Raw genomic sequence first — 25,168 nt, 5'->3', positions numbered from 1 at the left:
GGGTACGGCGGGACGTGGCGGACGGTCAGAGCGCTCCGAGCTCGCCGACCGAGGTGACCCGGATGACGGCCCGGCCCTCCTCGTCGGAGGCGGCCAGGTCGACCTCGGCGCTGATGCCCCAGCCATGGTCCCCGTTGGGGTCCGCGAAGGTCTGGCGGACGCGCCACAGGCCGTGCGCCGGGTCCTCCTCGATCTGCAGGAGCTTCGGACCGCGCGCGTCGGGTCCGGTGCCCAGGTCGTCATACTCGTCCCAGTACCCGTCCAGGGCCTCGCCCCAGGCATCCGCGTCCCAGCCGGACTCGGCGTCCAGCTCGCCCAGCACGTTGACGTGGTCGAGGGCGGCCAGCTCCACACGGCGGAACATGGCGTTGCGGACCAGGACGCGGAAGGCGCGCGCGTTCGCGGTGACCGGCTTGACCTGGTCGGCCTTCTCCTGGGCCTGCTCCGCCGTCTCCACCTCCGGGTTTGCCAGCTGCTCCCACTCGTCCAGCAGACTGGAGTCGACCTGGCGGACCAGCTCGCCGAGCCAGGCGATCAGGTCCTGGAGGTCCTCGGACTTGAGGTCGTCGGGGATGGTGTGGTCCAGCGCCTTGAACGCGCTCGCCAGGTAGCGCAGCACGATGCCCTCGGTGCGGGCCAGCTCGTAGAAGGAGGTGAACTCGGTGAAGGTCATCGCGCGCTCGTACATGTCGCGGATGATCGACTTCGGGGAGACCGGGTGGTCGCGGACCCACGGGTGGCTCTTGGCGTACACGTCGTAGGCATGGGAGAGCAGCTCTTCGAGCGGCTTGGGATAGGTGACGTCCTGGAGCCGCTCCATCCGCTCCTCGTACTCGATGCCGTCGGCCTTCATCTGGCCGACCTGGATGCCGCGTTCCTTGTTCTGCTGGGCGGCCAGGATCTGCCGCGGGTCGTCCAGCGTGGACTCCACGACGGAGACCATGTCCAGCGCGTAGGAGGGGGACTCCGGGTCCAGCAGGTCGAAGGAGGCCAGGGCGAAGGTGGACAAGGGCTGGTTGAGCGCGAAGTCCTGCTGGAGGTCGACGGTGAGCCGGATGGTGCGGCCCTCCGCGTCCGGTGTGTCGAGCTTCTCGACCACACCGCCGTCCAGCAGCGAGCGGTAGATCGCGATGGCCCGGCGGATGTGCCGCAGCTGGGCCTTGCGGGGCTCGTGGTTGTCCTCCAGCAGGTGGCGCATCGCCTGGAAGGCGTCGCCCGGCCGGGCGATGACCGACAGCAGCATGATGTTGGTGACCTTGAAGCGCGAGGTGAGCGCCTCCGGGTCGGCGGCGATGAGCTTCTCGAACGTGGTGTCCGACCAGGCGACGAAGCCCTCGGGAGCCTTCTTGCGCACCACCTTGCGGCGCTTCTTCGGATCGTCGCCCGCCTTCGCGAGCGCCTTCTCGTTCTCGATGACGTGCTCGGGGGCCTGCGCGACCACATAGCCCGCGGTGTCGAAGCCGGCCCGGCCGGCGCGCCCCGCGATCTGGTGGAACTCCCGGGCGCGCAGCGTGCGGACCCGGTTGCCGTCGTACTTGGTGAGCGCGGTGAACAGCACCGTGCGGATCGGGACGTTGACGCCGACCCCGAGGGTGTCCGTACCGCAGATGACCTTCAGCAGACCGGCCTGGGCGAGCTTTTCGACGAGACGCCGGTACTTGGGCAGCATGCCGGCGTGGTGCACACCGATGCCGTGCCGGACGTAGCGGGAGAGGTTCTGGCCGAACTTGGTGGTGAAGCGGAAATTGCCGATGAGATCGGCGATCTTGTCCTTCTCCTCGCGCGTGCACATGTTGATGCTCATGAGCGACTGCGCCCGCTCGACCGCCTGGGCCTGGGTGAAGTGCACGATGTAGACGGGGGCCTGCCGGGTCTCCAGCAGCTCGGTGATCGTATCGGTGATCGGCGTGGTGACGTACTCGTACGAGAGCGGGACGGGCCGGGTCGCGGAGCGGACCACCGAGGTGGGCCGGCCGGTGCGCCGGGTCAGGTCCTCCTCGAACCGCTTCATGTCGCCGAGGGTCGCCGACATCAAGATGAACTGCGCCTGCGGCAGCTCAAGCAGCGGGATCTGCCAGGCCCAGCCGCGGTCCGGCTCCGCATAGAAGTGGAACTCGTCCATCACGACCTGGCCGATGTCGGCGTGCTTGCCGTCGCGCAGGGCGATCGAGGCCAGCACCTCGGCGGTGCAGCAGATCACCGGGGCGTCCGCGTTCACGGAGGCGTCGCCCGTCAGCATGCCGACGTTCTCCGTGCCGAAGAGCTTGCACAGGTCGAAGAACTTCTCCGACACCAGCGCCTTGATCGGGGCGGTGTAGAAGGTGACCTTGTCCTGGGCCAGGGCGGTGAAGTGCGCGCCGGCGGCGACCAGGCTCTTGCCGGAGCCGGTCGGGGTGGACAGGATCACGTTCGCCCCGGAGACGACCTCGATCAGCGCCTCCTCCTGAGCCGGGTACAGGGAGATGCCCTGGTCCTCCGCCCACGAGGAGAAAGCCTCGAAGAGGGCGTCGGGGTCGGCGTTCGGCGGGAGCTGATCAATGAGGGTCACACCCCCCATCTTGCCTGGCTTCCCCCCGGATCAGGGAACCGGCGGACGGAATGAAGATCACCGACGGTACGCTGTGCCGTCGATGCGGCCCGAACGAAACCGTCGACCGGGCCCGACCACACACCAGCGGGGCGGGAAACGACCATGATGGGTCCGGCGCACTCACTGTCCGGGGCAGCGGCCTGGCTGGGGGTGGGCGCCGCCACCGCGGCCGCCGGACACCCCATGCCCTGGCCCGTCCTCGTCGTCGGAGCGCTGATCTGCGCCGGGGCGGCCCTCGCCCCCGACCTCGACCACAAGTCGGCGACGATCTCGCGGGCTTTCGGTCCGCTCTCCAAAGGCGTGTGCGAGGTGGTCGACAAGATCTCCTACGCCGTCTACAAGGGCACCCGCTCCAAGAAGGACGCCCGTCGCACCGGGGGCCACCGCACCCTGACGCACACCTGGCTCTGGGCCGTCCTGATCGGCGGCGGGTCCTCCCTGCTCGCCGTCACCGCCGACCGCTGGGGTGTGCTCGCCCTGCTCTTCGTGCACCTGGTGCTCGCGGTCGAGGGCCTGCTGTGGCGGGCTGCCCGGATGTCCAGCGACGTCCTGGTCTGGCTGCTCGGCGCAACCAGCGCGTGGATCTTGGCCGGGGTACTGGACCAGCCCGGCAACGGCGCGAACTGGCTGTTCGACGGACCGGGCCAGGAGTACCTCTGGCTCGGCCTGCCGATCGTGCTCGGGGCCCTGGTCCACGACATCGGCGACGCGCTCACCGTGTCCGGCTGCCCGGTCCTGTGGCCGCTGCCGATCGCCGGCAAGCGCTGGTACCCGATCGGCCCGCCGAAGGCGATGCGGTTCCGCGCCGGCAGCTGGGTGGAGCTGAAGGTCCTCATGCCGGTCTTCATCGTGCTGGGCGCCTTCGGCGGAGCCTCGGCCCTCGGCTTCATCTAGCCCCTGCCCCGTCGGCGGATGGCTGAGAACGCACCATCGCGCCCCGGGTTCGCCGAGGCCTTCTGTTCAGCTCCCTCCCCGGCGGCCATGATGTGCGCCGACGAGCCGTCAGTGCCGTCGGCTCGCGTCAGGACCCGGGGGGATCCATGCACACGGGGAACAGAAGCATCCGTACGACCCTGGCGGGGGTGATGCTCGCCACGCTCACCGTCGCCCTACCGGCCCACACCGCCGCGGCGGAGCCCGGCGGAACGCCGGACGCGGGGCCGCACTGCAAACCGTCCCTGCGGATCCTGGAGTCGCTCCCGGGCGAGGACCCGTACCCGAACCCGTGGCTGCACCGCACCCAGGTCAACGACATCGGCCCGGCCGGGCTGTCGGTCGGTGTCTCCCACGACCTGCCGGCGTACTGGATCGGCACCAAGGTCTTCGCCGTACCGCTGCCCGCCGGGACCACGGGCGGACGGGTGGAGGCGGTCAACCGGTCCGGCCTCATGGCCGGCACGCTGACCACCCCGGACTGGACCAGGACCCTGGCCTTCAGCTACCGGCCGGGGGCACGCACCGTCACCCTGCTGCCCGGCGGGCACACCGCCAGCGACGTCAACGACCGGGGCCACATCGTCGGTACCCGCTGGGACGACGACCCCGGAGTCACCACCGGCCTCGAATGGGCGGCCGGCAGGATCCATCGCAAACTCTTCGTGCCGCCCGGCTACCGGCTCGACTACGTGACGGGCATCAACAACGCCGGTCAGGTCATCGGTTCCGGCTTCGGGCCGTCCGGCATCGACGACAACCAACCCACCAGCCCCGGGCTGCTCTGGTCCGCCGCCGTGGACGCCAGGCCCGTCGCCCTCACGCCCCTCGGCAGCCTCGACCACCAGTACCGGCCGCAGAAGATCGACAACTCGGGCCGGATCGTCGGCACCTACGTGTCCCCTCAGGAGCAGTGGCTCAACCTACCGACCGTCTGGGTCGCCCCCTACGGGCCGGCCACCCACGCGCCCCGGCTCCCGACCGCCCACAACGGCACCCTCGAGGGCATCAGTCCGAGCACGAACGTCTCGGTCGGCATCGGCAGTCAATTCCTGTACCCCTGGCCGCCGCCGCAGGACAGCCCGTTGGTGCGGGCCCAGTACTGGACCGGTGAAGGCCCCATGCGCGCCCTTCCCGCACTCGTCCCGAACGCCTTCACCACCGCGTACACCGTCACCGACGACGACCGCGTCGGCGGCGCCGCCGAGGACGCCGGGGGCGACACCCACCCCGTCATCTGGACCTGTGCCCGCAAGCAGGCTTTCATCCCCGCCGGCTGACCAGGCGGGGGTGAAGGACGGGCGAACGGCGTGGGGGTAGGCGGAGCGGGGCGGCCGGGCGGCGGGAGGACCAGGTCCCAGCCGCTGCCCGGCCCCGTCCCAGCCGCCGCCCGGCCCCGTCCCGGGCGGTCCTGGCCCGGCTCAGCCGTGCCAGGACCGCCACAACGCGGCGTACGCCCCGCCGGCCGCGACCAGCTCGTCGTGCGAGCCGAGTTCGCTGATCCGTCCGCCCTCGACCACCGCGATCACGTCCGCGTCGTGCGCGGTGTGCAGCCGGTGGGCGATGGCGATGACCGTGCGGCCGTCCAGCACCCGGGCCAGCGAGCGCTCCAAGTGCCGGGCCGCGCGCGGGTCCAGCAGCGAGGTGGCCTCGTCCAACACCAGCGTGTGCGGGTCGGCCAGTACCAGCCGGGCGAGCGCGATCTGCTGGGCCTGCGCCGGGGTCAGCGCCGTGCCACCGGAACCGACCTCGGTGTCCAGGCCGGCCTCCATGGCCCGCGCCCAGCCGTCGGCGTCCACCGCGGCCAGCGCCGCCCACAGCTCGGTGTCGCCGGCGCCCGTCCGCGCCAGGAGGAGGTTGTCCCGCAGCGTGCCCACGAACACGTGGTGCTCCTGGTTGACCAGGGCCACGTGTTCGCGCACCCGTTCCGCGGGCATCCGCGACAGCTGCGCCCCGCCGAGGGTGACCTCGCCGGTCCGGGGCGCGTAGATGCCCGCGAGCAGCCGTCCCAGGGTGGACTTGCCCGCCCCCGAGGGGCCGACCAGCGCCATCCGGGTGCCCGGCGGCACGGACATCGACACCTGGTGCAGGACGTCCACGCCCGCCCGGTAGCCGAAGTGGACCTCCTGGGCCCGCACGTCCCTGCCCTCGGGCGCCACCTTCGCGTCCCCCGCGTCCGGTTCGATCTCCCGCACGCCCACCAGGCGGCCGAGCGAGACCTGGGCGACCTGCAACTCGTCGTACCAGCGCAGGATCAGACCGATCGGATCGACCAGCATCTGGGCGAGGAGCGCGCCCGTGGTCAGCTGCCCGACCGACATCCAGCCCCGCATCACGCAGAAGCCGCCGATCATCAGCACCGAGCCGAGGATCGTCACGAAGGTCACGTTGATGACGGGGAAGAGCACCATCCGCAGGAAGAGCGTGTACCGCTCCCACGCCACCCACTGCGAGATCCGCCGCTCCGACAGCGCGATCCGCTCCGGCCCGAGGCGGTGCGCCTCGACCGTGCGGCCCGCGTCCACCGTTTCGGTGAGCACGGCAGAGACGGCGGCGTAGCCGGCCGCCTCCGAGCGGTACGCCGACGGCGCCCGCCGGAAGTACCAGCGGCAGCCGATCACCAGCACCGGCAGCGCCACCAGCGCGGCCAGCGCCAGCGGCGGTGCCGTCACCGCGAGAGCCCCGAACAACAGCCCCGCCCACACCACACCGATGGCCAGCTGCGGCACGGCCTCGCGCATCGCGTTCGCGAGCCGGTCGATGTCGGTGGTGATCCGAGACAGCAGATCACCGGTACCGGCCCGCTCCAGCACGCCCGGCGGCAGCCCCACCGACCGCACCAGGAAGTCCTCGCGCAGATCGGCCAACATCTCCTCGCCGAGCATCGCCCCGCGCAGCCTGACCAGTCGGACGAAGAACGTCTGGACCGCCAGCGCCAGCGTGAACAGCAGGGCCACACGCCCCAGATGCAGTTCGCGCGCCCCCGCCGAGAGGTCGTCCACGATCCGGCCCAGCAGGTACGGGCCGACCATGGAGGCGATCACCGCGGCCGCGTTGACGCTCACCAGCACCACGAAGGCCCGCCGGTGGCGCCGGAACAGGCCGCGCACATAGTCCCGTACGGTCGCCGACGTGCCCACGGGCAGGGTCGCGGCCGAGTCGGGGGCCGCCGGATCGTACTTTGGCGGCGCCACGCCGATCATGCGGATTCCTCGATCTCTGTGAGTGCTTCTGCCAGCTCCGTCAGTTCCAACCCGCCGAGCCGCTGCTCCTCGTCGGTCTCGCGGGTGACGACCGCCCGGTAGCGGGGCTCGCGCTGCAGCAGCTCGCGATGGGTGCCGACGGCCGCCGCCTTGCCCCCGTCGATGAGCACGACCCGGTCCGCGCGGTCCAGCAGCAGCGGCGAGGACGCCAGTACCACCGTGGTCCGCCCGGCGCGCAGGGCCGCGATCCCGTCCGCGATCCGCGCTTCGGTGTGCGAGTCGACCGCGGAGGTCGGCTCGTCCAGCACCAGTACCTCCGGGTCGGTGACCAGGGACCGGGCCAGGGCGAGCCGCTGGCGCTGGCCGCCCGACAGGGACCGGCCGCGCTCGGTGATCCGGGCGTCCATCGGGTCCTCGACCCCGTCCGGAGCCGACTGCAGCAGTGCGTCCAGGACGTCCGCGCACTGGGCGGCGCCCAGCGCCGCACCGGAGTCGACCGCTCCGGAGGCCGGTACGTCGAACAGCTCCCGCAGGGTCCCGGACAGCAGCACCGGATCCTTGTCCTGTACGAGGACCAAGGTGCGCGCGGTGTCCAGTTCCAGCTCGTCCAGCGCGACTCCGCCGAGGAGCACGGACGGCGTCCCGGCCTCGTCGGCCCCGGAATCAGCCCCGGAATCCGCCCCGGAACCGGCCCTGGCGTCGGCCTCCGCGTCGGCCCCGGTTCCGGCTCCGGCTCCGGCCTCCGACACCGGGTCGCCGTCCATCGGATGACCGCCCAGGCGTTCGGCGAGCCGCCCGGCGAGGTCTGGGTCCCCGCACACGACGGCGGTGAACCGCCCCGCGGGGGCCAGCAGCCCGGTCTGCGGGTCGTAGAGGTCCCCGCCCGCGGCCGGTGCCTGCACCGGATCGGTGCGCGCGGGGCGTTCGCCGGCGGAGTCCGTCCGGGTCAGTGACAGCACCCGGGCGGCCCGCTGGGCGGAGGGACGCGAGAAGGAGTACGCCATCGCGATCTCCTGGAAGTGCCGCAGCGGGTAGAGCAGGGTCGCGACCACGCTGAACGCGGCGACCAGCTCGCCCACGGCGATGCGCCCGTCCGAGACGAGCGTGGCGCCGTACCAGACCACCGTGATCATCAGCGCGCCCGGGAGCACCACCTGGATCGCCGAGATCAGCGCCCACATCCGGGCGCTGCGCACGGCTGCCTCGCGGACCTCCTGAGAGGCCTCGCGGTAGCGGCCGAGGAACAGCTCCTCACCGCCGATGCCGCGCAGTACGCGCAGGCCCGCGACGGTGTCGGAGGCCAGCTCGGTGGCCTTGCCCGCCTTCTCCCGCTGGACGTCGGCACGCTGGGTGGCGCGCGGCAGCAGCGGTAGCGAGGCCAGGGCGTCCAGCGGCACGCCGATGGCCACGACCACGCCGAGCTCGGGGGCGTAGAACAGCAGCCCGACGCAGACGAGGACGACGGAGAAGAGGGCCGCGAGGAAGCGCGAGACCGCCTCCACGAACCATCCGATCTTCTCCACGTCGCCCGTGGACACCGCGACCACCTCGCCCGCGGCGACCCGACGGGTGAGGGCGGAGCCCAGCTCGGCCGTCTTGCGGGCCAGGAGCTGCTGCACCCGTGCCGCGGCGGTGATCCAGTTGGTGACGGCCGTGCTGTGGAGCATGGAATCGCCGACCGAGATGGCGATGCCGGTGACCAGGAGCAGCGCGCCGACGAGCAGCAGCCCGTTCGGATCGCGGTCGACGACCGCGTCGACGCCGAGGCCCACCGCGTACGGCAGTGCGGCGACTCCGGTGAAGTGCAGCATCCCCCAGCACAGGCTCTTGAGCTGTCCGCCGAGTTGGCCACGCCCCAGCCACAGCAGGAACCGGGGGCCGGACCGAGCGTCCGGTACCCCTGGATCCGGATACGGAAGATCGCTGATCTGCATGACGCCCCAAGACTGGTCGAGTGGTCCAAACCGTGCAAGGTTCGCCTTCGGGACCGACGCCGAGCAATCGGTTTTCCGCGGGACGTACGCTGCGGCCAGCAGGTTTGCGGCAGCGGGGGAGGACTGGGCGCCTGGTCACGGGGGTTGCGCGCCCCGGCGCTCACGGGCGGGTGGCGCGCTCCAGTTCGAGCAGGGCCGAGTAGTAGGTCCGCCCCGTCGCCCGGTCCATGCCCACCTCGCACATGCGGTTCGCCGACAGGTGCGCGTCGAAGGCCCGCGCCGTCACCTCCGCGGCCTCGCGCGCCGTCGCCGAGGCCGTCAGTTCCGGGTGCAGCATTCCCCGGTCGCCCGCGAAGGCACAGCAGCCCGCGTCGTCGGGGACCACCACCTCCTCGGCGCACGCCTCGGCGACCGCCCGCAGCCGGTCCTCGTCGCCCAAGTGCCGCATCGAGCAGGTGGGGTGGAGCACGGCCGAGCCCACCCTGCGCCGGACCTCCAGACGCGGCAGCAACTCCTCGGCGGCCCACCCGATCGAGTCGAGGACCCGCAGTTCTGCGTGGAGGGCACGGTTCTCCGGCGTCAGGTACGGGACCACTTCGCGCGCGATGCCCAGCGTGCAGGAAGAGGCGTCCACGACCAGCGGCAGCAGCCCACCGGCCGTCCAGCCCCAGGCCGCCTCGACGATCCGGTTGGCCATCACCCGGGTGCCGGCTTCGTAGCCCTTGGAGCTCCAGATCGTCGCGCAACAGGTGCCGCCGACGTCGGAGGGGATCCAGACGGGCCGTCCGGCCCGCTCCGACACGGTCACGACGGCCTGGGGCAGGGAGGGGCCGGGCCGGCCCTCCGGGCCGCCGAAGATGCGGTTGACGCAGGCCGGGTAGTACACGGCCGCGGCGCCCACCCGCCGGGTCGGCGGCAGCGGTCGGGCGGCGGCGCCGGGGAGCTGCGCCGACCACTGGGGAACCAGGTCCGGACGCACGGCCTTGCGCGCGGCCCCGGTGACCGCTTCCAGCAGCCGGTCGCCGACACGCGAGGGGACCCGGTCGGCGGCGGCCACCGAGAGCCGGGCGGCGGCCTCGGCGGCCCCGAACCGCCGGGCTGCCAGCGCGGCAGCGGCTTCCTCGCGCGGGCCGTGACGGCGGTGGCGGAAGTCCTTCATCAGCGCCCCGGTGTCGATGCCGACCGGACAGGCGAGCTTGCAGGTGGAGTCGACGGCGCAGGTGTCCACCGCGTCGTAGCCGTAGGAGGCGAGCAGTCCGTCCAAGACGGGGGAACCGGGCTGCTGGCGCAGCATTTCGCGGCGCAGCACGATGCGCTGGCGCGGAGTGGTCGTCAGGTCCTCGCTGGGGCAGGTCGGTTCGCAGAAGCCGCACTCGATGCAGGGGTCGACCACGGCCTCCACCTGTGGAATGGCCTTCAGGCCGCGCAGGTGGGCCCGTGGGTCGCGGTCGAGGAGGATGCGCGGCGCGAGCACCCCCTCCGGGTCGACGAGCCGCTTGGTGCGCCACATCAGGTCCGCGGCCGCGGGGCCCCATTCCAGCTCCAGGAAGGGGGCCATGTTGCGGCCCGTGGAGTGCTCGGCCTTCAGGGAACCGTCGAACCGCTCCACGGTGAGCCGGCAGAAGGCCTCCATGAAGGCCCCGTAGCGCTCGACGTCAGCGGGGTCTGCGGCGTCGAAGGCGAGCATGAAGTGCAGGTTGCCGTGGGCTGCGTGACCGGCGACGGCCGCGTCGAAACCGTGCTCCGCCTGGAGCGCGAGGAGCGCCTCGCAGGCTTCGGCCAGCCGGGACGGCGGCACCGCGAAGTCCTCGGTGATCAGGGTGGTGCCCCGGGCGCGGGCTCCGCCGACGGCGGTGACGAAGGCCTTGCGGGCCCGCCAGTAGCCGCCCACGGTCTTCGGGTCGCCGGTGAAGGCGTTGGTGATCGAAGCCGCCGGGGCGACCAGGTCGAGCTCCTCCAGGAGCCGGGCGGCCCGCTGCGCGCAGGCGTCCCGGCCCGCCTCGTCCGGCGCCCGGAACTCCACGAGCAGGGCCGTGGTCTCCCGGGGGAGGTCCGCCCAGTCGGCGGGCACGCCCGCGACGCTGACCGAGGCGCGCAGGGTGTTGCCGTCCATGAGCTCGACGGCGACGGCTCCCGCCCCGTTGAAGAGGGGCACGGCCGCGGCCGCGGCGGGCAGCGAGGGGAAGAACAGCAGGGCGGAGCAGAGTTCGCGGTCCAGCGGGAGGGTGTCGAAGACGACCTCGGAGATGAAGCCCAGGGTGCCCTCCGAGCCGACCATGAGCCCCCGCAGGATTTCGACGGGGGTGGTGCCGTCCAGGTAGGCGTCGAGGCGGTAGCCGGTGGTGTTCTTGATCTCGTACTTGGCTCGGATGCGGGCGACCAGCGCGGGATCGGCCTCGATCTCCCGCTTGATCTCCATCAGCCCCCGGCACAGGGCCGGTTCGGCGCGGGACAGCTCCTCGTCGGCGAGCGGGTCGGCGGTGTCCACGACGGTGCCGCCCGGAAGGACGAAGGTGAGGGAGGAGAGCGTGCGATAGGAGTTGCGGGTGGTGCCCGCCGTCATACCGGACGCGTTGTTGGCGACGACCCCGCCGAGGGTGCAGGCGATCGCGCTGGCCGGGTCGGGGCCGAGGATCCGGCCGTGCCGGGCGAGGGCCGCATTCGCCCGGGCCACGGTGGTGCCGGGTCGGATCCTGGCTCGCCGACCCTCCTCCAGCACCTCGATCCCGACCCAGTGACGGCGTACGTCGACCAGGATGTCCTCCCCCTGGGCCTGGCCGTTGAGCGAGGTCCCGGCGGCGCGGAACACGACTTCGCGCTGCCGGCCGTGGGCGTACGAGAGCACCGCGGAGACGTCGTCGATGTCCTCGGCGATCACCACGACCTGGGGTACGAAGCGGTAGGGGGAGGCGTCGGAGGCGTAGCGGACCAGGTCGGAGACATTCCACAGCACCTTCTCCGGGCCCAGCAGCTCGGTCAGCTCGGTGCGCAACGGCTCGGGCGTGCCACCGGCCCGGTGCCCGGCGAGCCGGTCGGGCGCGGGGCCGCTGATGCTGCGGGGGCGCAGGGCCCCCGGCTTCGGTTCCAGCAGCGGCATCTGCGACCCCTCGCTTCGTCGAGGCCCACGGGTGGCCTACTCAGCAGGTGCGCTCCGCCGGGGCGTCCGACAGGGCGGCCAGCAGACCGCCGAGCACTTCGCGCTGGTCGGCGGTCAACGGAGCCAGGATCTCCTCCGCCGCGTCGGTTCGCGCGTTGCGCAGTCGGCGCAGCGTGGCGCGGCCGGTGTCGGTGAGCTCGATCCGGATGACGCGGCGGTTCGCGGGGTCGGGTGCGCGCCGTACGCACCCGGCCGCCTCCAGGCCGTCCACGAGGGTGGTCACCGCACGCGGCACGACTTCCAGGCGGGCGGCGAGATCCGCCATACGGGGTGCCTGCTCTCCCTCGTAGTGCGAGACGAGGCGCAGCAAACGACTCTGGGCGGGAGTGATCCCGAGCGGCACCATGTGGCGCTTCTGGATCCGGTGCAGCCTGCGCGTCAGGCGCAGGAGCTGTTCGGCGAGAAGGCGATCGGTGTCGGAGGCTGAGGCGGAGGCGGAGCTCATGCGGGAAGAATATCAGGATGCCATTCATTGTGAGCATAGGTAACAATGACCTATGCTCCAATGGCCCCGACCTTGCCGAAGGGGACATCGCGAGGACCTCGACCCTGACTCCTGACCCCTGACTCCTGACCCCCGAGAGGGTGCCCATGCCGCACGACGAACCGAAGTGGATCCCGTCGAAAGACCCCGTCGACCCCGCCCGGCCCGCCCCGGCGGAGCAGCCGCGCGAGCTGCGCCGCATCGTGGGGCTGTTCCGGCCCTACCGTGGTCGGCTCGCCGTCGTTGGCCTGCTCGTCGGCGCCTCCTCGCTGGTCGGCGTCGCCTCCCCGTTCATGCTCCGGGAGATACTCGACGTCGCGATCCCGCAGGGCCGCACCGGGCTGCTCAGCCTGCTCGCGCTCGGCATGATCCTCACCGCTGTCGTCACCAGCGTCTTCGGCGTGCTCCAGACCCTGATCTCCACCACCGTCGGCCAGCGCGTCATGCACGACCTGCGCACCGCCGTCTACGCGCAGCTCCAGCGGATGCCGCTGGCCTTCTTCACTCGGACCCGCACCGGAGAGGTGCAGTCCCGCATCGCCAACGACATCGGTGGCATGCAGGCCACCGTCACCTCCACCGCGACCTCGCTCGTCTCGAACCTGACGGCCGTCGTCGCCTCCGTGGTCGCCATGCTCGCGCTCGACTGGCGGCTCACCCTCGTCTCGCTCCTCCTGCTCCCCGTCTTCGTGTGGATCAGCCGGCGGGTCGGCCGGGAGCGCAAGAAGATCACCATGAAGCGGCAGAAGCAGATGGCCGCCATGGCCGCGACGGTCACCGAGTCGCTCTCGGTGAGCGGCATCCTGCTCGGCCGCACCATGGGCCGCTCCGAGTCCCTCACCTCCGCCTTCTCCGCCGAGTCCGAGAAGCTCGTCGGTCTGGAAGTGCGTTCCAGCATGGCCGGCCGCTGGCGGATGTCCACCATCGGCATCGTCATGGCCGCGATGCCCGCCCTCATCTACTGGGCGGCCGGCATCGCCCTCCAGACGGGCGCGCCCTCGCTCTCCGTCGGCACCCTCGTCGCCTTCGTCACGCTCCAGCAGGGACTGTTCCGTCCCGCCGTCAGCCTGCTGTCGACGGGTGTGCAGATCCAGACCTCGCTCGCGTTGTTCGCCCGCATCTTCGAGTACCTCGACCTTCCGGTGGACATCACCGAGCGCGCGGACGCGGTGCGGCTGGACCGGGCCAAGGGCGAGGTCACCCTGGAGGACGTGCACTTCGCGTACGACGCCAAGAACGGTCCGACCCTCTCGGGGATCGACATCACCGTTCCGGCCGGCGGGTCTCTCGCCGTCGTCGGCCCGACCGGCTCCGGCAAGAGCACCCTCAGCTACCTGGTGCCCCGGCTCTACGACGTCACCGGCGGACGGGTCGCCCTCGACGGGGTGGACGTGCGCGACCTCGACTTCGACTCACTGGCCCGCTCGATCGGCGTGGTGTCCCAGGAGACCTACCTCTTCCACGCCTCGGTCGCCGACAACCTGCGCTTCGCCAAGCCGGACGCCACCGACGAGGAGATCGCCGAGGCGGCCCGGGCGGCCCAGATCCACGACCACATCGCCTCCCTGCCCGACGGGTACGACACCCTGGTCGGCGAGCGCGGCTACCGGTTCTCCGGAGGCGAGAAGCAGCGCCTGGCCATCGCCCGCACCATCCTGCGGGACCCACCGGTGCTGATCCTCGACGAGGCCACCAGCGCCCTCGACACCCGTACCGAGCACGCCGTCCAGCGGGCCATCGACAACCTCTCCGCGGGCCGCACGACCATCACCATCGCGCACCGCCTCTCCACCGTCCGCGACGCCGACCAGATCGTGGTCCTGGACGCCGGGCGCATCGCCGAGCGCGGCACCCATGAGGAGCTGCTCAAGGTGGACGGCCGGTACGCGGCCCTGGTCCGCCGGGACCGCGACGCAGCGCTCGCGCCCGAACCGCCCGAGGGCGCCCAGCTGGCTCCGGTAAATGTGTGACCGTACGACCGGCACACCGGCCGGGTGCCGAAAATGTGAGGAATCGCGGGTTAGCGTTCCCGCATGCGCCATGAGCACCGGCCGCCGCAACGCCGTTCCCGGCTGACCCGCCGGGGTCGGCTGGCGCTCTTCCTCGGCACGCTGCTCGCCCTCGGTGCGACGGCCCTGATCCCCGTGCTGCGCGGTGGCGAAGTGCCCCAGACGCCGCGCCGGCTACTGATCCCCGAGGGCTGGCGGGCCCCGCAGGTGTACGCCGCGGTCGACCGCGAGCTGAAGCTCCCGCCGGGATCCACGAAAGCGGCGGTGGCCACCGCCGGACTGGCCCTGCCCGCGGAGGCCAAGGGCAACCCGGAGGGCTACCTCTTCCCGGCGGCGTACCCGGTGACCTCGAAGTCCACCCCGGCCACCCTCCTCACGCACATGGTGCGGACGGCGAACCAGAAGCTCGCCACCCAGGCCGTCGCCGACGGCGGCAAGGCCCACGGGATGACCCCGTACCAGACGGCCACCCTGGCCAGCATCATCGAGGCGGAGGCCGAGGGCCGCGCCGACATGGCCAAGGTCGCACGGGTGGTGCACAACCGGCTGGCGAAGTCGATGCCGCTCCAGATGGACTCCACCATCAACTACGCGCTGAACCGCAGCACCGTCGACACCAAGCTGAGCGACACCCGGATCGACAGCCCCTTCAACACCTACGCACGCCAGGGACTACCGCCCACGCCGATCGACAGCCCGGGACTACAGGCGATGGCTGCCGCGGTCGCCCCGACGCCCGACGACTGGTTGTTCTTCGTCACCGTCAAGCCGGGGGGCACCCGCTTCTCGACGACGTACGAGGAACACAAGAAGCACGTCGCGGAGTTCAACCGGATCCGCGCGGGCGCCGGCCCCCGCACGGGTCAGGCCGGTCCCCCCGGGAAATGAGGGGCGGTGGACCTCGCGACGGATCTACGATCGGCGGCCTGCCGAACCGGTGGACCGAGGGGGCGAACCGTGAAATGGCCGTGGAGAGCGAAGACGGAGGCTGAAGCCGAGGTCGGAAACAGCGCGGAAGCGATCGACGAACTGGCTTTCGACGCGGAGTCGATCGGCAAGCGCATTCAGGCGCGCCTGGACGCGGAGGCGAAGGCCGCCGCGTCCGCCGAGCGGGCAGGGCACGAGCGGATGGTCGAACGGTGGGGCAGCAGGGTCGTCGAGTGGCGCGGCTGGCTGGCCCGTTCCCCCGCCGGAGTGGACCTGCTCCACTGGTGGTACGACGAGGCCGAACTGACCGCCCTGGTCGGTGCGGAACGGTACGTGGAACGCCTGGGAGAACTGCTCTCGCAGGCGTCGGCGCGCGACATCGCGGCGATGGGCATCGGCTGCACCCGGCGTGTCGACCGGGCCTGTCGCTTCGCCGGGACTTGCAGCCAGGATCCCGTCGTACCGCCGGGCGAGAAGCTCGCGAGCCATCGGCACGGGGAGGTACCCGGGGCGTGCAGCAGCTTCCTCGACTGCTGGTCCGAGCACCAGATCGACGTGACCTTCGCCGACGGCGACGACCACCGGTCGGTGCTCCTGTTCCGCGACCATCCGGGCAAGGCCCGGCTCTGGGTGGACGGCGTGCGCGTGGGGGAGGGCGAACGGCTGGACAAGGGCGGCTTCTGGGAGGATGAGCGCTACTTCACGATCCGGATCGAGGGCCCGAAGGACCACCCTGAGCAGGGGCCCGGCGAGATGGGCCGCGAGCTCTACAACATCGTCTCGCTCCTGATCCACGACGCGGAGCGGGGCACCACGCGCATCCTCGTCCCGGAGGCCACCGAGAGCTGGACCGATCCCGTTCTGGACGTGACGGACGGGACGGGCCGGGTGTACCCGACCCGTGAGGCCCGCGGGGCCAACGGCACCCCGGACCGGATCATCCCCCTCGACCGCCCCGAGACCGGCTGAAGTCCGCAGGCTGCTCAGACCACCGGGACAGGGACGGGGACGGGGGCAGGGACGGGCATCGGGACGGGGACGGGGACGGGGGCAGGGACCGGCATCGGGGCGGAGGCAGGGACCGGGGCGCCGGTCCGTTCGCGGGCGAGGAGCCGGCGGATCTCGCGGACCGCGGCGCCGCCCGCGCGGTTGGCGCCGATGGTCGACGCCGACGGGCCGTAGCCCACCAGGTGGACCCGCTCGTCGCGCACGGCCCGGGTCCCCTCGACCCGGATGCCTCCGCCCGGCTCGCGCAGGTGCAGCGGGGCGAGGTGGTCGACGGCCGCCCGGAATCCGGTGGCCCACAGGATGACGTCCGCGTCCACACGGCTCCCGTCGGCCCAGACGGCGCCCGTGGCGGTGATCCGGTCGAAGGCGGGCCGCCGGGCCAGCACGCCCGAGGCCAGACCGGCCCGGACGGCGTCGTTCAGCGGGAGTCCCGTCACGCTGACCACGCTCTGCGGCGGCAGCCCCCGGCGCACGCGGTCGTCCACCAGGGCCACGGCGGCCCGGCCCTCGGCCTCGCCGAAGTTTCCGTCGCGGAAGACCGGGGGCCGCCGGGTCACCCAGGTGGTTCCCGCCGCGACCTCGGTGATCTCCAGGAGGTGCTGCACCGCCGAGGTGCCGCCGCCGACGACGATCACCCGTGCCCCCGCGAACTCCTGCGGACCCGGATAGCTCGCGGTGTGCAGCTGGCGGCCGCGGAAGGTCTCCTGCCCCGGGTAGCACGGCCAGAACGGCCGGTCCCAGGTCCCGGTGGCGTTGACCAGGGCCCGGGCCGACCAGCTGCCGGCCGAGGTCTCCACGTGCAGCCGACCCGCGTCCCCCTCGCGTACGGCGGACACGTCCACGGGCCGGCGTACGCGCAGGTCGAAGCGGTCCTCGTAGGCGGCGAAGTACTCCCCGATGACCTGCGACGACGGCTGCAGCGGGTCGGCGCCCGTCAGCTCCATGCCGGGCAGGGCGTGCATGCCGTGGACCTTGCCGTACGTGAGCGAGGGCCAACGGAACTGCCAGGCGCCGCCGGGGCCGGGTGCGTGGTCGAGGACCACGTGGTCGAGCCCCGCCCGCGACAGGTGGTAGGCGCTGGACAGGCCTGCCTGCCCGGCGCCGATGACCACCACGTCCACGTCCACCGGCACGTCCGCGCCCCGCATCATGTCGTTCACGGTTGTACCAACCTGCGGCGGGCGGTGGATCTTCCCGGGCTGCGGCGCCCGCAGGCCGCGCGAGGCGAGTTCCGGGGGCACCCCCTTCGCCGAACCGGTGCGCCTCGTTGACGGATAGTCTGCGCGTAGATAATCTATGGATAGATGATCTAGTCAGGGAGGCCACCCATGTGGGAGTACGAGCACAGCATCGAGACCACCGCCACCGCAGAGGCGGTCTGGCGGCTCTGGACGGACGTGGAGAACTGGGGCGCCTGGAACGCCGGGATCCAGAAGATCGAGATCGACGGCCCCTTCGCGGTCGGTGCGCAGATCACGATGGTGCCGCCCGGGGAGGACCCGATCCCGCTGCACATCGCCGAGGCGGTCGAGGGCGAACGGTTCGTCGACGAGGCGCGCTTCGGTGACCTGCTGCTGCGGACCGTCCACCGGATCGACCCGGTGGACCAGGACCGGATCCGGGTCGTGTACCGGATGGAGATCACCGGCGACGGCGCCGACGAGGTCGGCCCGCAGATCGGCCCGGGCATCACCGCCGACTGGCCCGACACGATGGCTTCGCTGGTCGAGCTGGCGCTTCGCTGATGCCCCTCAGTCCCGGCGAGAGCCCCGGATTCCTGCTGTGGCACGCCACCCTGCGTTGGCAGCGCGACATCGCCACGGCCCTGGCCCCGCTCGACCTCACCCACGTGCAGTTCGTGCTGCTCGCCTGCACCTGGTGGCTCAACGGCCAGGGCGAGCACCCCAATCAGTTGGCCGTCGCCCGCCAGGCCGGGACCGACGTCAAGATGACCTCCCAGGTCCTGCGCGCCCTGGAGCGCAAAGGGCTCGTCGAGCGGGCGGTCGACCCGGCCGACACCCGGGCCAAACGGCTGCGCGTCACCGACGCCGGCGCAGAACTGGCCCCACGGGCGATCGCGGCCGTCGAGCGGGCCGACGCGCAGTTCTTCCGGCCGGTGGCCGTCGGCGACGCGGTGGCCCTGCTCGGCCGTCTGGTCCGTCCTGAAGCCGAAGATCCGCCCGCCGGGCCCGAGTGACACCCCCTGCGGGCGGATCCGGAAGGGGCGGTCTATGGGGTCCGGCGCGAGGTCAGCCATTCGTACGCCGCGTCCGCGCTGAACTCCGGCTGGCCGCCGGGGAAGAGGAGCCCGGCGGAGGCGAACGCCGGGTCCCCCGCGATGTCCGGGGTGTACGGGACCGCCATGCAGGCCATGCCCGCGGCGTGCGCGGCCCGCGCCCCGGGCGCCGCGTCCTCGACCACCACGCAGTCGGCGGGTGCGGCGCCCAGCCGGCGGGCCGCCTCCAAGAACACGTCCGGGGCGGGCTTGCCGTGCGCCACCTCCTCGGCGGAGACCACCGTCGTCAGCAGCGCGTCCAGCCCGGTGCCGGACAGCACCGCGTCGATCGCCGCGAGCGAGGAACCGGAGGCCACCGCCATTGCCGCGCCCGCACCGTGCAGCCGCTCTACGAGCCCCCGCATCTGCGGGAAGACCTCGGTCCGGGTGCGGGCCAGCTCCAGGTAGGCGGCGTTCTGCTCGGCGAGCAGCTGCTCGACCGGCGCGCGGATCCCGTACCGCTCCCGCAGGATCTCCAGGGTTTCCAGGGTGCCGATGCCGATGAAGCGGGCGTGCTGCTCCCACGTGAAATCGGGGACTCCGTGCCGCTCCAGGGTGCGGCGCCCGGACTCGTAGTAGTTCGGCTCGCTGTCCACGAGGGTGCCGTCGAGATCGAATATGACGGAAATCATCCGTGGGGCCCGTCCTGCCGCTGATGTCCTATCCCTATGATCCTGTCAGCTTTTGTTGGCGTTTCTGCCCACGGATTCGACCAGCGGCAGCAGCCGGTGCGGCACCCGCTCGCGCAGCGCCACTTCCGTACGGGTGCGGACCACGCCCGGGAGCTGGATCAGCCGCTGGATCACGTCCTCCAGGTGCCCGTTGTCCCGGGCCGCCACACGGGTCAGCAGATCCCCGCCGCCGGTGATCGAGAAGGCCTCGATGATCTCGGGCACGGCGGCCAGCGCGTCACCCACGTCGTCCAGGTGGCCCTGGGTGACCTCGATGCGCACGAAGGCCAGCACCGGATGGCCCAGCGCGGCGGGGGAGAGCACCGGACCGGTTCCGGTGATTACGCCGGTGCGCTCCAGCCGGTCCAGCCGGGCCTGAAGGGTGCCGCGCGCGACGCCCAGGATCCGGGCGTACTCACGGACACTGGTGCGCGGCTGCTCGATCAGCAGGCGCAGGATTCTGGTGTCGAGCTCGTCCACCGCCACGCCCCGACTGTACCAATGGCCCCGTTCACCCCGAGGGTTCCCGACCAGGGGCCCGGTCCGTGTGCAGCCCGGGCTGGTTCAGGTAGAGCAGGCCCACGACCAGCACCGTCGCGGCGGCCGGCAGCAGCAGCCAGCCCACGGTCCAACCGGCCCGCAGCAGCAGCGCCCCGAGGAACCCGCCGGTGAACATGGCCAAGACGGAGAGACCCCGCAGCCGCCAGCCGGCCGTCCCGAACCCGTAGGTGTTCTCCCGTCCCATGGCCGAAGCACCCAGGAACGCGGTCATGGACCGGGTGACCAGCGTCGTCGGTACGCCCGGCACGTTCGCCCGCATGATCGTGGTGTTGCGCAGCCCCATGGCCAGGGCCAGCACCGCCGTGGCCGCCAGATGCCGCGGTGCCGGGGACCCGAACTGCGGAGCCAACCCCCAGCCGATGCCCGCGGCGGTCAGGATCAGCCCCGCCTCGGCGATGAGGCCGATGACGAACCAGCGCCTCCCGCGGACCTCGGTCACGGACTCCAGGTGCGACCCGCAGACCACCCCGACGACGAACGCGGCCAGGGAGATCCCGGGAGCGAGCGTCTCCAGTCTTCCCGCCCCGGCCGCGCCGAAGGCCAGGAACAGCACGTTGCCCGTCTGCATCGCCGTGAAGGCCGGCCCGAGCGCCAGCAGGCTCGCCGCCTCCACCATCCCGGTCACCCAGGTCAATACGATCATCAGTGCGGGCATGCGCGGCGGGAGCAGCGGCGAACCGGCCGTCCGCCCGGCCTCCCGGTTCTCGTCCATCACGCCCGACAGTGACACGCCCGCCCGGGTGCTCCGGCACCGACATGCCGGAACGCATAGGGTCCCGAGGATGAGTGACCTGTTGCTGGTGAGGCACGGCGAGACCGCCTGGAGCGCGAGCGGGCGCCACACGGGGCGCACCGATCTTCCACTGACCGCACGAGGGGTCGAGGAGGCCATCTCGCTGGCCCCCTGCTTCCGGGACCGGCAGCCGGCCCTGGTGCTGACCAGCCCGCTGCGCCGGGCCGTCGCCACCGCCGAGCTCGCCGGGCTCACCGGCGGGGAACCCGACCCCGACCTGTACGAATGGGACTACGGAGGCTACGAGGGGATCACCACCGCGGAGATCCAGAAGACCACGCCGGACTGGTCCCTGTGGACCCACGGCGTGCCGCCCGGCGACAGCGACCACCCGGGGGAGAGCGCCGCCCAGGTGGGTGCCCGCGCCGACCGGGCCCTGGCCCGCGTCGCGCCCGTGCTCCGCGCGGACGGCGGCGACGTGGTGCTCGTCGCCCACGGCCACTTCCTGCGCGTCCTCACCGCCCGCTACCTGCGCCTGGAGCCCGAGCACGGCCGGCTGTTCCTGCTGCGCACCGGCACCGTCAGCCTGCTCTCCACGGAGCACGGCCTCCCGGTGATCGCGGGCTGGAACACCCGTCCCTGACCGGGGCCCTGAGGGTCCCCCCGACCGGGGCCCGGCCGGGTCCGACTGGCACCGCCTCGCCTCGCGCGGCGGTGCCGTCTGCGTGACCATTCGTACATGGGTCACGACTCGTACATGGACGACGGCGATGCGGGCGCCGGACCGGAGGGCAAGGACGCGAGGCTCAAGGCCAACGCGATCGGATTCCTCGACGCGCTCGTCATCGGCCTGAACTCCACCTCGCCCGCCTACTCCCTGGCCGCCGTCCTCGGGCCGATCGTCGCGCTGGTCGGGATCTACGCGCCGGGCGTGATGCTGGCCTCGTTCGTCCCGATGCTGCTCATCGCGGCCGCCTTCTACTACCTCAACAAGGTGGACCAGGACTGCGGGACGACCTTCTCGTGGGTCACCCGGGCCATGGGCCCCTGGGCCGGCTGGCTCGGTGGCTGGGCCATCGCCATGACCGGCGTCCTCGTCATCGGCTCGCTCGCGGACGTCGCCGTGAACTTCGGCCTGCTCGCCTTCGGACTGGACAGCTGGGCCGCCAACGCCTGGATCCGGCAGGGCCTCACCGTCGCGGTGATCCTCGCCATGACCGGCATCTGCGTCATCGGCACCGAGCTCTCGGCCCACCTCCAGGACATCCTCATCCTCGCCCAGGTCTTCTTCCTGCTGACCTTCGCCGTGGTCGCCATCTACCGCGTCTACGCCGACACCAGCACCCTGGAATCGATCGAGCCCTCCCTCTCCTGGCTCAACCCCTTCGGCGCCGGCGGCGCCGCCCTCACCGGCGGGCTGCTGCTCGGCGTGTTCATGTACTGGGGCTGGGAGTCCGCGGTCAACCTCACCGAGGAAGTGGAGAACTCCGCCACCGCGCCCGGCAAGGCGGGCCTCTGGTCGACCGTGATCCTCCTGGTCACCTACCTGTCCGTGGGCTTCGCGGTCGTCTCCTACGCGGGCACCGTCTACCTCGCCGAGAACGCGGGCGAGGAGGAGGCCATCTTCGCGGTCCTCGCCCACGAGGTCATGGGCGGTTGGGACTGGGTGGTGCTCCTCGCCGTCTGCACCTCGGCGCTGGCCTCCACCCAGACCACGATCATCCCCGCCTCCCGCACCGCCCTGTCCATGGCCCGACGGCACGCGCTGCCGCACCGGCTCGCCCACATCCACCCGAGGTTCCGCACCCCGGACCTGAGCACGTGGTGGGTGGCCGGCATCGCCATCGGCTGGTACCTGATCGTCAACCAGATCAGCGAGAACGCGCTCCTGGACTCGCTCACCGCGCTCTCCCTGCTCATCGCCTTCTACTACGCGCTCACCGGCCTGGCCTGCGCCATCTACTACCGCCGCCACCTGTTCGAGAACCCGCACAACTTCTTCCTGATCGGCCTCGGCCCGGTGGTCGGCGCCGCCCTGCTGACCTGGCTGCTGGTGGAGTCGATCGGCGACATGTCCAACCCGGAGAACTCCGCCAGCGGGGTCTCCTGGTTCGGGCTCGGCCCGCCCCTGGTCATCGGCATCGGCATCGCGCTCGTGGGCGTGGCCGTCATGTGCTTCTGGCGGGTACGGGACGGCAGGTTCTGGCAGGAGCGCCGCGGCGTCGTCGACCCGGAACTCGTCCACGCCGGGAAGCACTAGCGACAAGACCCCCTTAGGGAGCCCCCGATGTCCGTGGTCCTCGGATACGACGAATCACCCGGCGCGGAACGGGCCCTGCAGGTGGCGCTGGAGGTGGCCACCGCCTTCGGCGAGCCCCTGGTCCTCGTCTACGGGGCGGCCGCCCCGGGCCCCACCGGCGAGGAGTCCCGTGCGCACCGCGAAGCCGTCCGCCAGGCGGGCCGTACCGCGCTCGCGCACGCCGTCGAGGCGGCCGACGCGGCCGGGGTGCCCTCCACGGTCGAGGTGGCCGACGAGAAGCCCGCGCCGGCCCTGTTGGAGTCCGCCGAGCGGCACCGGGCCCGCGTCATCATCGTCGGCAGCTGGGGCGACAGCCCGATGCGCGGAGCGCTGCTCGGCTCCACGCCGCACAAGCTCCTGCACCTGTCGCCGATCCCGGTGTTGTGCGTACCGACCGGGCCGGAGGGCGCCTGAACAGCCGCGGTGCGACCGGGGCGGGCACCCTCCGGGCCCGGCCCGCCCGTCAGGGCCCGGAGAGGGCGTCCTCGGGCTCAGCCTGCGCCGGGGCCCGGCGGCCCACCTCCTTCCCGGCGCGCAGCCGGCTCAGGGCCGGGCTGGTGATCGCCGTCGTCACCAGGGCCATCAGCACCAACATGGTGAACAGCTGCGGCCCGATGACGCCGAGTTCCAGACCGACGTTGAGCACCACCAGCTCGGTGAGCCCCCGGCAGTTCATCAGGGCCCCGACCGACAGGGCTTCCCGCCACGGTCTTCCACAGGCGCGCGCCGCACCCGCCGCGCCGCCCCACTTGCCGAGGAAGGCGACGCAGAGGATGGCGGCCGTCCACAGCCACAGTTCGGGCGAGGCCGTCAGGCCCCCGATGTCCGTACGCAGCCCCGTGTGCACGAAGAACAGGGGCAGCAGCACAGGCACCGTGAACGCGCGCAGCCGGGCCGCAGAGGCCTCGATGCGCTGCCCTGTGCGCGGGGTGACCACCCCGAACAGGAACGCCCCGAACAGCGCGTGCACGCCGATCAGGTCGGTGGCCAGCGCGGACAGGCTCAGCCCGCTGAAGAGCGCCACCAGCACTGCCGCGTCGCCGGCCCGGTCGGCGCGGGCCGACCAGCGGGCCAACAGCGGTTTCACCGCGTACAGCATGACCAGCGTGAAGGCCACGGCGAGGCCGGCCGTGGTGGCCGCCTCGATCGGGGAGCCGGCCGTGGAGAGGGCCACCACCAGGGCCAGCAGGCACCACGCGACGACGTCGTCCACGGCCGCGCAGGCCATGGCGAGCGCCCCGAGCGGAGTTGCGTACAGGCCCCGGTCGATGAGGATCCGGGCGAGGACCGGGAACGCGGTGATGGCCATGGCCACAGCCATGAACAGGGTGAACGGCATCCGGCCCACCCCCTCGGGCGCGAACCCGCCGTACATCGCGACCGCGAGGAGCGCGCCCAGGGCCAGCGGCAGCAACATCCCCGCCTGGCTCACCGCCACCGCGACCCGGGTGTGACCGCGCAGGCTCTTCAGGTCCAGCTCCAGCCCGACCAGGAACATGAAGGCGAGCAGCCCGAGCTGCCCGAGCACCGAGGTGTACGGCAGTACGGACGGCGGGAAGAGCGCGTGCTGGGCCTGTGGCCAGAGCCAGCCCAGCAGCGAGGGGCCCAGCAGGATGCCGGTGGCGATCTCGCCCACCACCGGGGGCTGGCCGAACCGGCGGCAGACGGCCGCCCCGGCCTGGCAGGCCACGATCACCACCGGAACGGCGATCAGCAGGGCGGGCAGCGGGTCAGCGGACGACACGGGTACCTCCATCGGGTGCGCCCGGCCGCCCGGCGGCGGCGGGCAGGTCGCGGCGTGCGGCCGGCTGCGGGGCCGCGGCCGCCGCGGACCACGGGGCGTACCGGCGCAGCCCGTAGAGCAGGGGTTCCCGGTCGTCCCGTACGGTCACGCGGCGGACCTCGGCGAAGACGGCCGTGTGGTCCCCGAAGCCGACGGTTCTGACCACGGCGCAGTCCGCGACCGCGTGGGCGTCCGCCGTCAGGTGCGGTCCGCCCGCACCCAGCGGCAGCCGCCACTCGACGTGGTCGAAGCGGTCGGGTGCCCCGGAGGCGAACAGGTCCGAGGTGCTGCGGGCCTGCTCGTGCAGCAGGTTGAGGGCGAAGTGGCCCCCGGCGAGCAGCACCGCGAGGGTCGGGCTCGCCGCTCGTATGCACACCACGAGCGTCGCCGGTTCGAGGGCCACGCTCGCCAGGGAGGTGCAGGTCAGGCCGTGCGGCACGGATTCGGCGTCCAGCGTGGTGACGACGGAGACGCCGGTGGGGAAGGCGGCCATGAAGGGACGGATGTCCGCCGGTTGGACCCCGGCCGACTCGTCCGGTGCGGCGGGATGGGGCACGGAGCGGTGGGGCATGTCTGACTCCTGAGGTGGCTGAAGCAACTG

At 72.2% G+C, this 25,168-nt stretch carries 21 protein-coding genes; 10 read left to right on the top strand and 11 right to left on the bottom strand.

Annotated features, from left to right (window positions below):
• Positions 1-25: 25 nt before the first annotated feature.
• Positions 26-2,548: a DUF3516 domain-containing protein gene (locus ACIQK6_RS04320; protein ID WP_329105087.1), complete on the bottom strand. Its 2,523-nt coding sequence runs from the start codon at positions 2,546-2,548 to the stop codon at positions 26-28.
• 144 nt (positions 2,549-2,692) lie between these two features.
• On the opposite strand from ACIQK6_RS04320, the gene ACIQK6_RS04315 reads away from it, so the two are divergent.
• The gene (locus ACIQK6_RS04315; protein ID WP_329105090.1) at positions 2,693-3,484 is read left to right on the top strand and encodes a metal-dependent hydrolase; all 792 of its coding nucleotides are present in this window, start codon (positions 2,693-2,695) and stop codon (positions 3,482-3,484) included.
• Between the two features lie 146 nt (positions 3,485-3,630).
• On the top strand, positions 3,631-4,803 hold the full coding sequence (locus tag ACIQK6_RS04310; RefSeq protein ID WP_329105092.1) for a hypothetical protein: 1,173 nt from the start codon (positions 3,631-3,633) through the stop codon (positions 4,801-4,803).
• A gap of 141 nt (positions 4,804-4,944) precedes the next feature.
• Here the strand turns inward: ACIQK6_RS04310 and ACIQK6_RS04305 are convergent, their stop codons facing one another.
• The 4 genes from ACIQK6_RS04305 to ACIQK6_RS04290 all read right to left on the bottom strand — a co-directional run bounded on the left by ACIQK6_RS04305 (position 4,945) and on the right by ACIQK6_RS04290 (position 12,262).
• Positions 4,945-6,726: an ABC transporter ATP-binding protein gene (locus ACIQK6_RS04305; RefSeq protein WP_329105094.1), complete on the bottom strand. Its 1,782-nt coding sequence runs from the start codon at positions 6,724-6,726 to the stop codon at positions 4,945-4,947.
• The gene (locus ACIQK6_RS04300) at positions 6,723-8,660 is read right to left on the bottom strand and encodes an ABC transporter ATP-binding protein (RefSeq protein ID WP_402694265.1); all 1,938 of its coding nucleotides are present in this window, start codon (positions 8,658-8,660) and stop codon (positions 6,723-6,725) included. Before ACIQK6_RS04300 ends, ACIQK6_RS04305 begins: the two co-directional genes overlap by 4 nt.
• Before the next feature lie 160 nt (positions 8,661-8,820).
• Complete coding sequence (locus ACIQK6_RS04295) at positions 8,821-11,757, bottom strand: FAD-binding and (Fe-S)-binding domain-containing protein (protein ID WP_402694264.1); 2,937 nt, start codon at positions 11,755-11,757, stop codon at positions 8,821-8,823.
• Between the two features lie 40 nt (positions 11,758-11,797).
• The gene (locus tag ACIQK6_RS04290; protein WP_329105101.1) at positions 11,798-12,262 is read right to left on the bottom strand and encodes a MarR family transcriptional regulator; all 465 of its coding nucleotides are present in this window, start codon (positions 12,260-12,262) and stop codon (positions 11,798-11,800) included.
• A gap of 146 nt (positions 12,263-12,408) precedes the next feature.
• Between ACIQK6_RS04290 and ACIQK6_RS04285 the strand changes: the two genes are divergently transcribed.
• From ACIQK6_RS04285 to ACIQK6_RS04275, 3 genes are all read left to right on the top strand, one after another.
• The gene (locus ACIQK6_RS04285; RefSeq protein WP_329105103.1) at positions 12,409-14,271 is read left to right on the top strand and encodes an ABC transporter ATP-binding protein; all 1,863 of its coding nucleotides are present in this window, start codon (positions 12,409-12,411) and stop codon (positions 14,269-14,271) included.
• Positions 14,272-14,334: 63 nt separating this feature from the next.
• Complete coding sequence (gene mltG / locus ACIQK6_RS04280; protein ID WP_402694263.1) at positions 14,335-15,198, top strand: endolytic transglycosylase MltG; 864 nt, start codon at positions 14,335-14,337, stop codon at positions 15,196-15,198.
• A 69-nt stretch (positions 15,199-15,267) separates the two neighbouring features.
• The gene (locus tag ACIQK6_RS04275) at positions 15,268-16,206 is read left to right on the top strand and encodes a hypothetical protein (RefSeq protein WP_329105108.1); all 939 of its coding nucleotides are present in this window, start codon (positions 15,268-15,270) and stop codon (positions 16,204-16,206) included.
• 14 nt (positions 16,207-16,220) lie between these two features.
• On the opposite strand, the gene ACIQK6_RS04270 is transcribed toward ACIQK6_RS04275, so the two are convergent.
• Positions 16,221-17,396 (bottom strand): FAD-dependent oxidoreductase, encoded by a 1,176-nt coding sequence (locus ACIQK6_RS04270; RefSeq protein WP_402694293.1) that lies wholly within the window; start codon positions 17,394-17,396, stop codon positions 16,221-16,223.
• Between the two features lie 177 nt (positions 17,397-17,573).
• Here ACIQK6_RS04270 and ACIQK6_RS04265 point away from each other — a divergent pair, with 177 nt between their 5' ends.
• Entirely contained in the window at positions 17,574-17,990 is a 417-nt protein-coding gene (locus ACIQK6_RS04265; RefSeq protein ID WP_329105109.1) for an SRPBCC family protein, read from the top strand.
• Positions 17,990-18,442, top strand: a complete 453-nt coding sequence (locus tag ACIQK6_RS04260; protein ID WP_329105111.1) for a MarR family transcriptional regulator — start codon at positions 17,990-17,992, stop codon at positions 18,440-18,442. Before ACIQK6_RS04265 ends, ACIQK6_RS04260 begins: the two co-directional genes overlap by 1 nt.
• A 32-nt stretch (positions 18,443-18,474) precedes the next feature.
• On the opposite strand, the gene ACIQK6_RS04255 is transcribed toward ACIQK6_RS04260, so the two are convergent.
• From ACIQK6_RS04255 to ACIQK6_RS04245, 3 genes are read right to left on the bottom strand one after another with little or no spacing between them, the layout of a single operon-like run.
• Entirely contained in the window at positions 18,475-19,152 is a 678-nt protein-coding gene (locus ACIQK6_RS04255; protein ID WP_402694262.1) for an HAD family hydrolase, read from the bottom strand.
• 45 nt (positions 19,153-19,197) lie between these two features.
• Complete coding sequence (locus tag ACIQK6_RS04250; RefSeq protein WP_402694261.1) at positions 19,198-19,677, bottom strand: Lrp/AsnC family transcriptional regulator; 480 nt, start codon at positions 19,675-19,677, stop codon at positions 19,198-19,200.
• A 25-nt stretch (positions 19,678-19,702) separates the two neighbouring features.
• Positions 19,703-20,464: a YoaK family protein gene (locus ACIQK6_RS04245; protein WP_402694260.1), complete on the bottom strand. Its 762-nt coding sequence runs from the start codon at positions 20,462-20,464 to the stop codon at positions 19,703-19,705.
• Between the two features lie 70 nt (positions 20,465-20,534).
• Here ACIQK6_RS04245 and ACIQK6_RS04240 point away from each other — a divergent pair, with 70 nt between their 5' ends.
• From ACIQK6_RS04240 to ACIQK6_RS04230, 3 genes are all read left to right on the top strand, one after another.
• The gene (locus tag ACIQK6_RS04240) at positions 20,535-21,128 is read left to right on the top strand and encodes a histidine phosphatase family protein (protein ID WP_402694259.1); all 594 of its coding nucleotides are present in this window, start codon (positions 20,535-20,537) and stop codon (positions 21,126-21,128) included.
• A gap of 96 nt (positions 21,129-21,224) precedes the next feature.
• On the top strand, positions 21,225-22,745 hold the full coding sequence (locus ACIQK6_RS04235) for an APC family permease (RefSeq protein WP_402694258.1): 1,521 nt from the start codon (positions 21,225-21,227) through the stop codon (positions 22,743-22,745).
• Between the two features lie 27 nt (positions 22,746-22,772).
• Positions 22,773-23,198: a universal stress protein gene (locus tag ACIQK6_RS04230; protein ID WP_329105120.1), complete on the top strand. Its 426-nt coding sequence runs from the start codon at positions 22,773-22,775 to the stop codon at positions 23,196-23,198.
• Positions 23,199-23,247: 49 nt separating this feature from the next.
• Here the strand turns inward: ACIQK6_RS04230 and ACIQK6_RS04225 are convergent, their stop codons facing one another.
• Both ACIQK6_RS04225 and ACIQK6_RS04220 read right to left on the bottom strand, forming a co-directional pair.
• Positions 23,248-24,540 carry a cation:proton antiporter gene (locus ACIQK6_RS04225; protein WP_329105122.1) on the bottom strand — a complete coding sequence of 431 codons (1,293 nt, stop codon included), beginning with the start codon at positions 24,538-24,540 and terminating at the stop codon, positions 23,248-23,250.
• The gene (locus ACIQK6_RS04220; protein ID WP_329105124.1) at positions 24,515-25,138 is read right to left on the bottom strand and encodes a flavin reductase family protein; all 624 of its coding nucleotides are present in this window, start codon (positions 25,136-25,138) and stop codon (positions 24,515-24,517) included. Before ACIQK6_RS04220 ends, ACIQK6_RS04225 begins: the two co-directional genes overlap by 26 nt.
• Positions 25,139-25,168: the final 30 nt, after the last annotated feature.

Source organism: Streptomyces sp. NPDC091682, assembly GCF_044756625.1.
In the GTDB taxonomy this organism is placed as follows: domain Bacteria; phylum Actinomycetota; class Actinomycetes; order Streptomycetales; family Streptomycetaceae; genus Streptomyces.
Note: the sequence above shows the minus strand (reverse complement) of the source record. Positions and strands in the feature narration are given on the sequence as shown.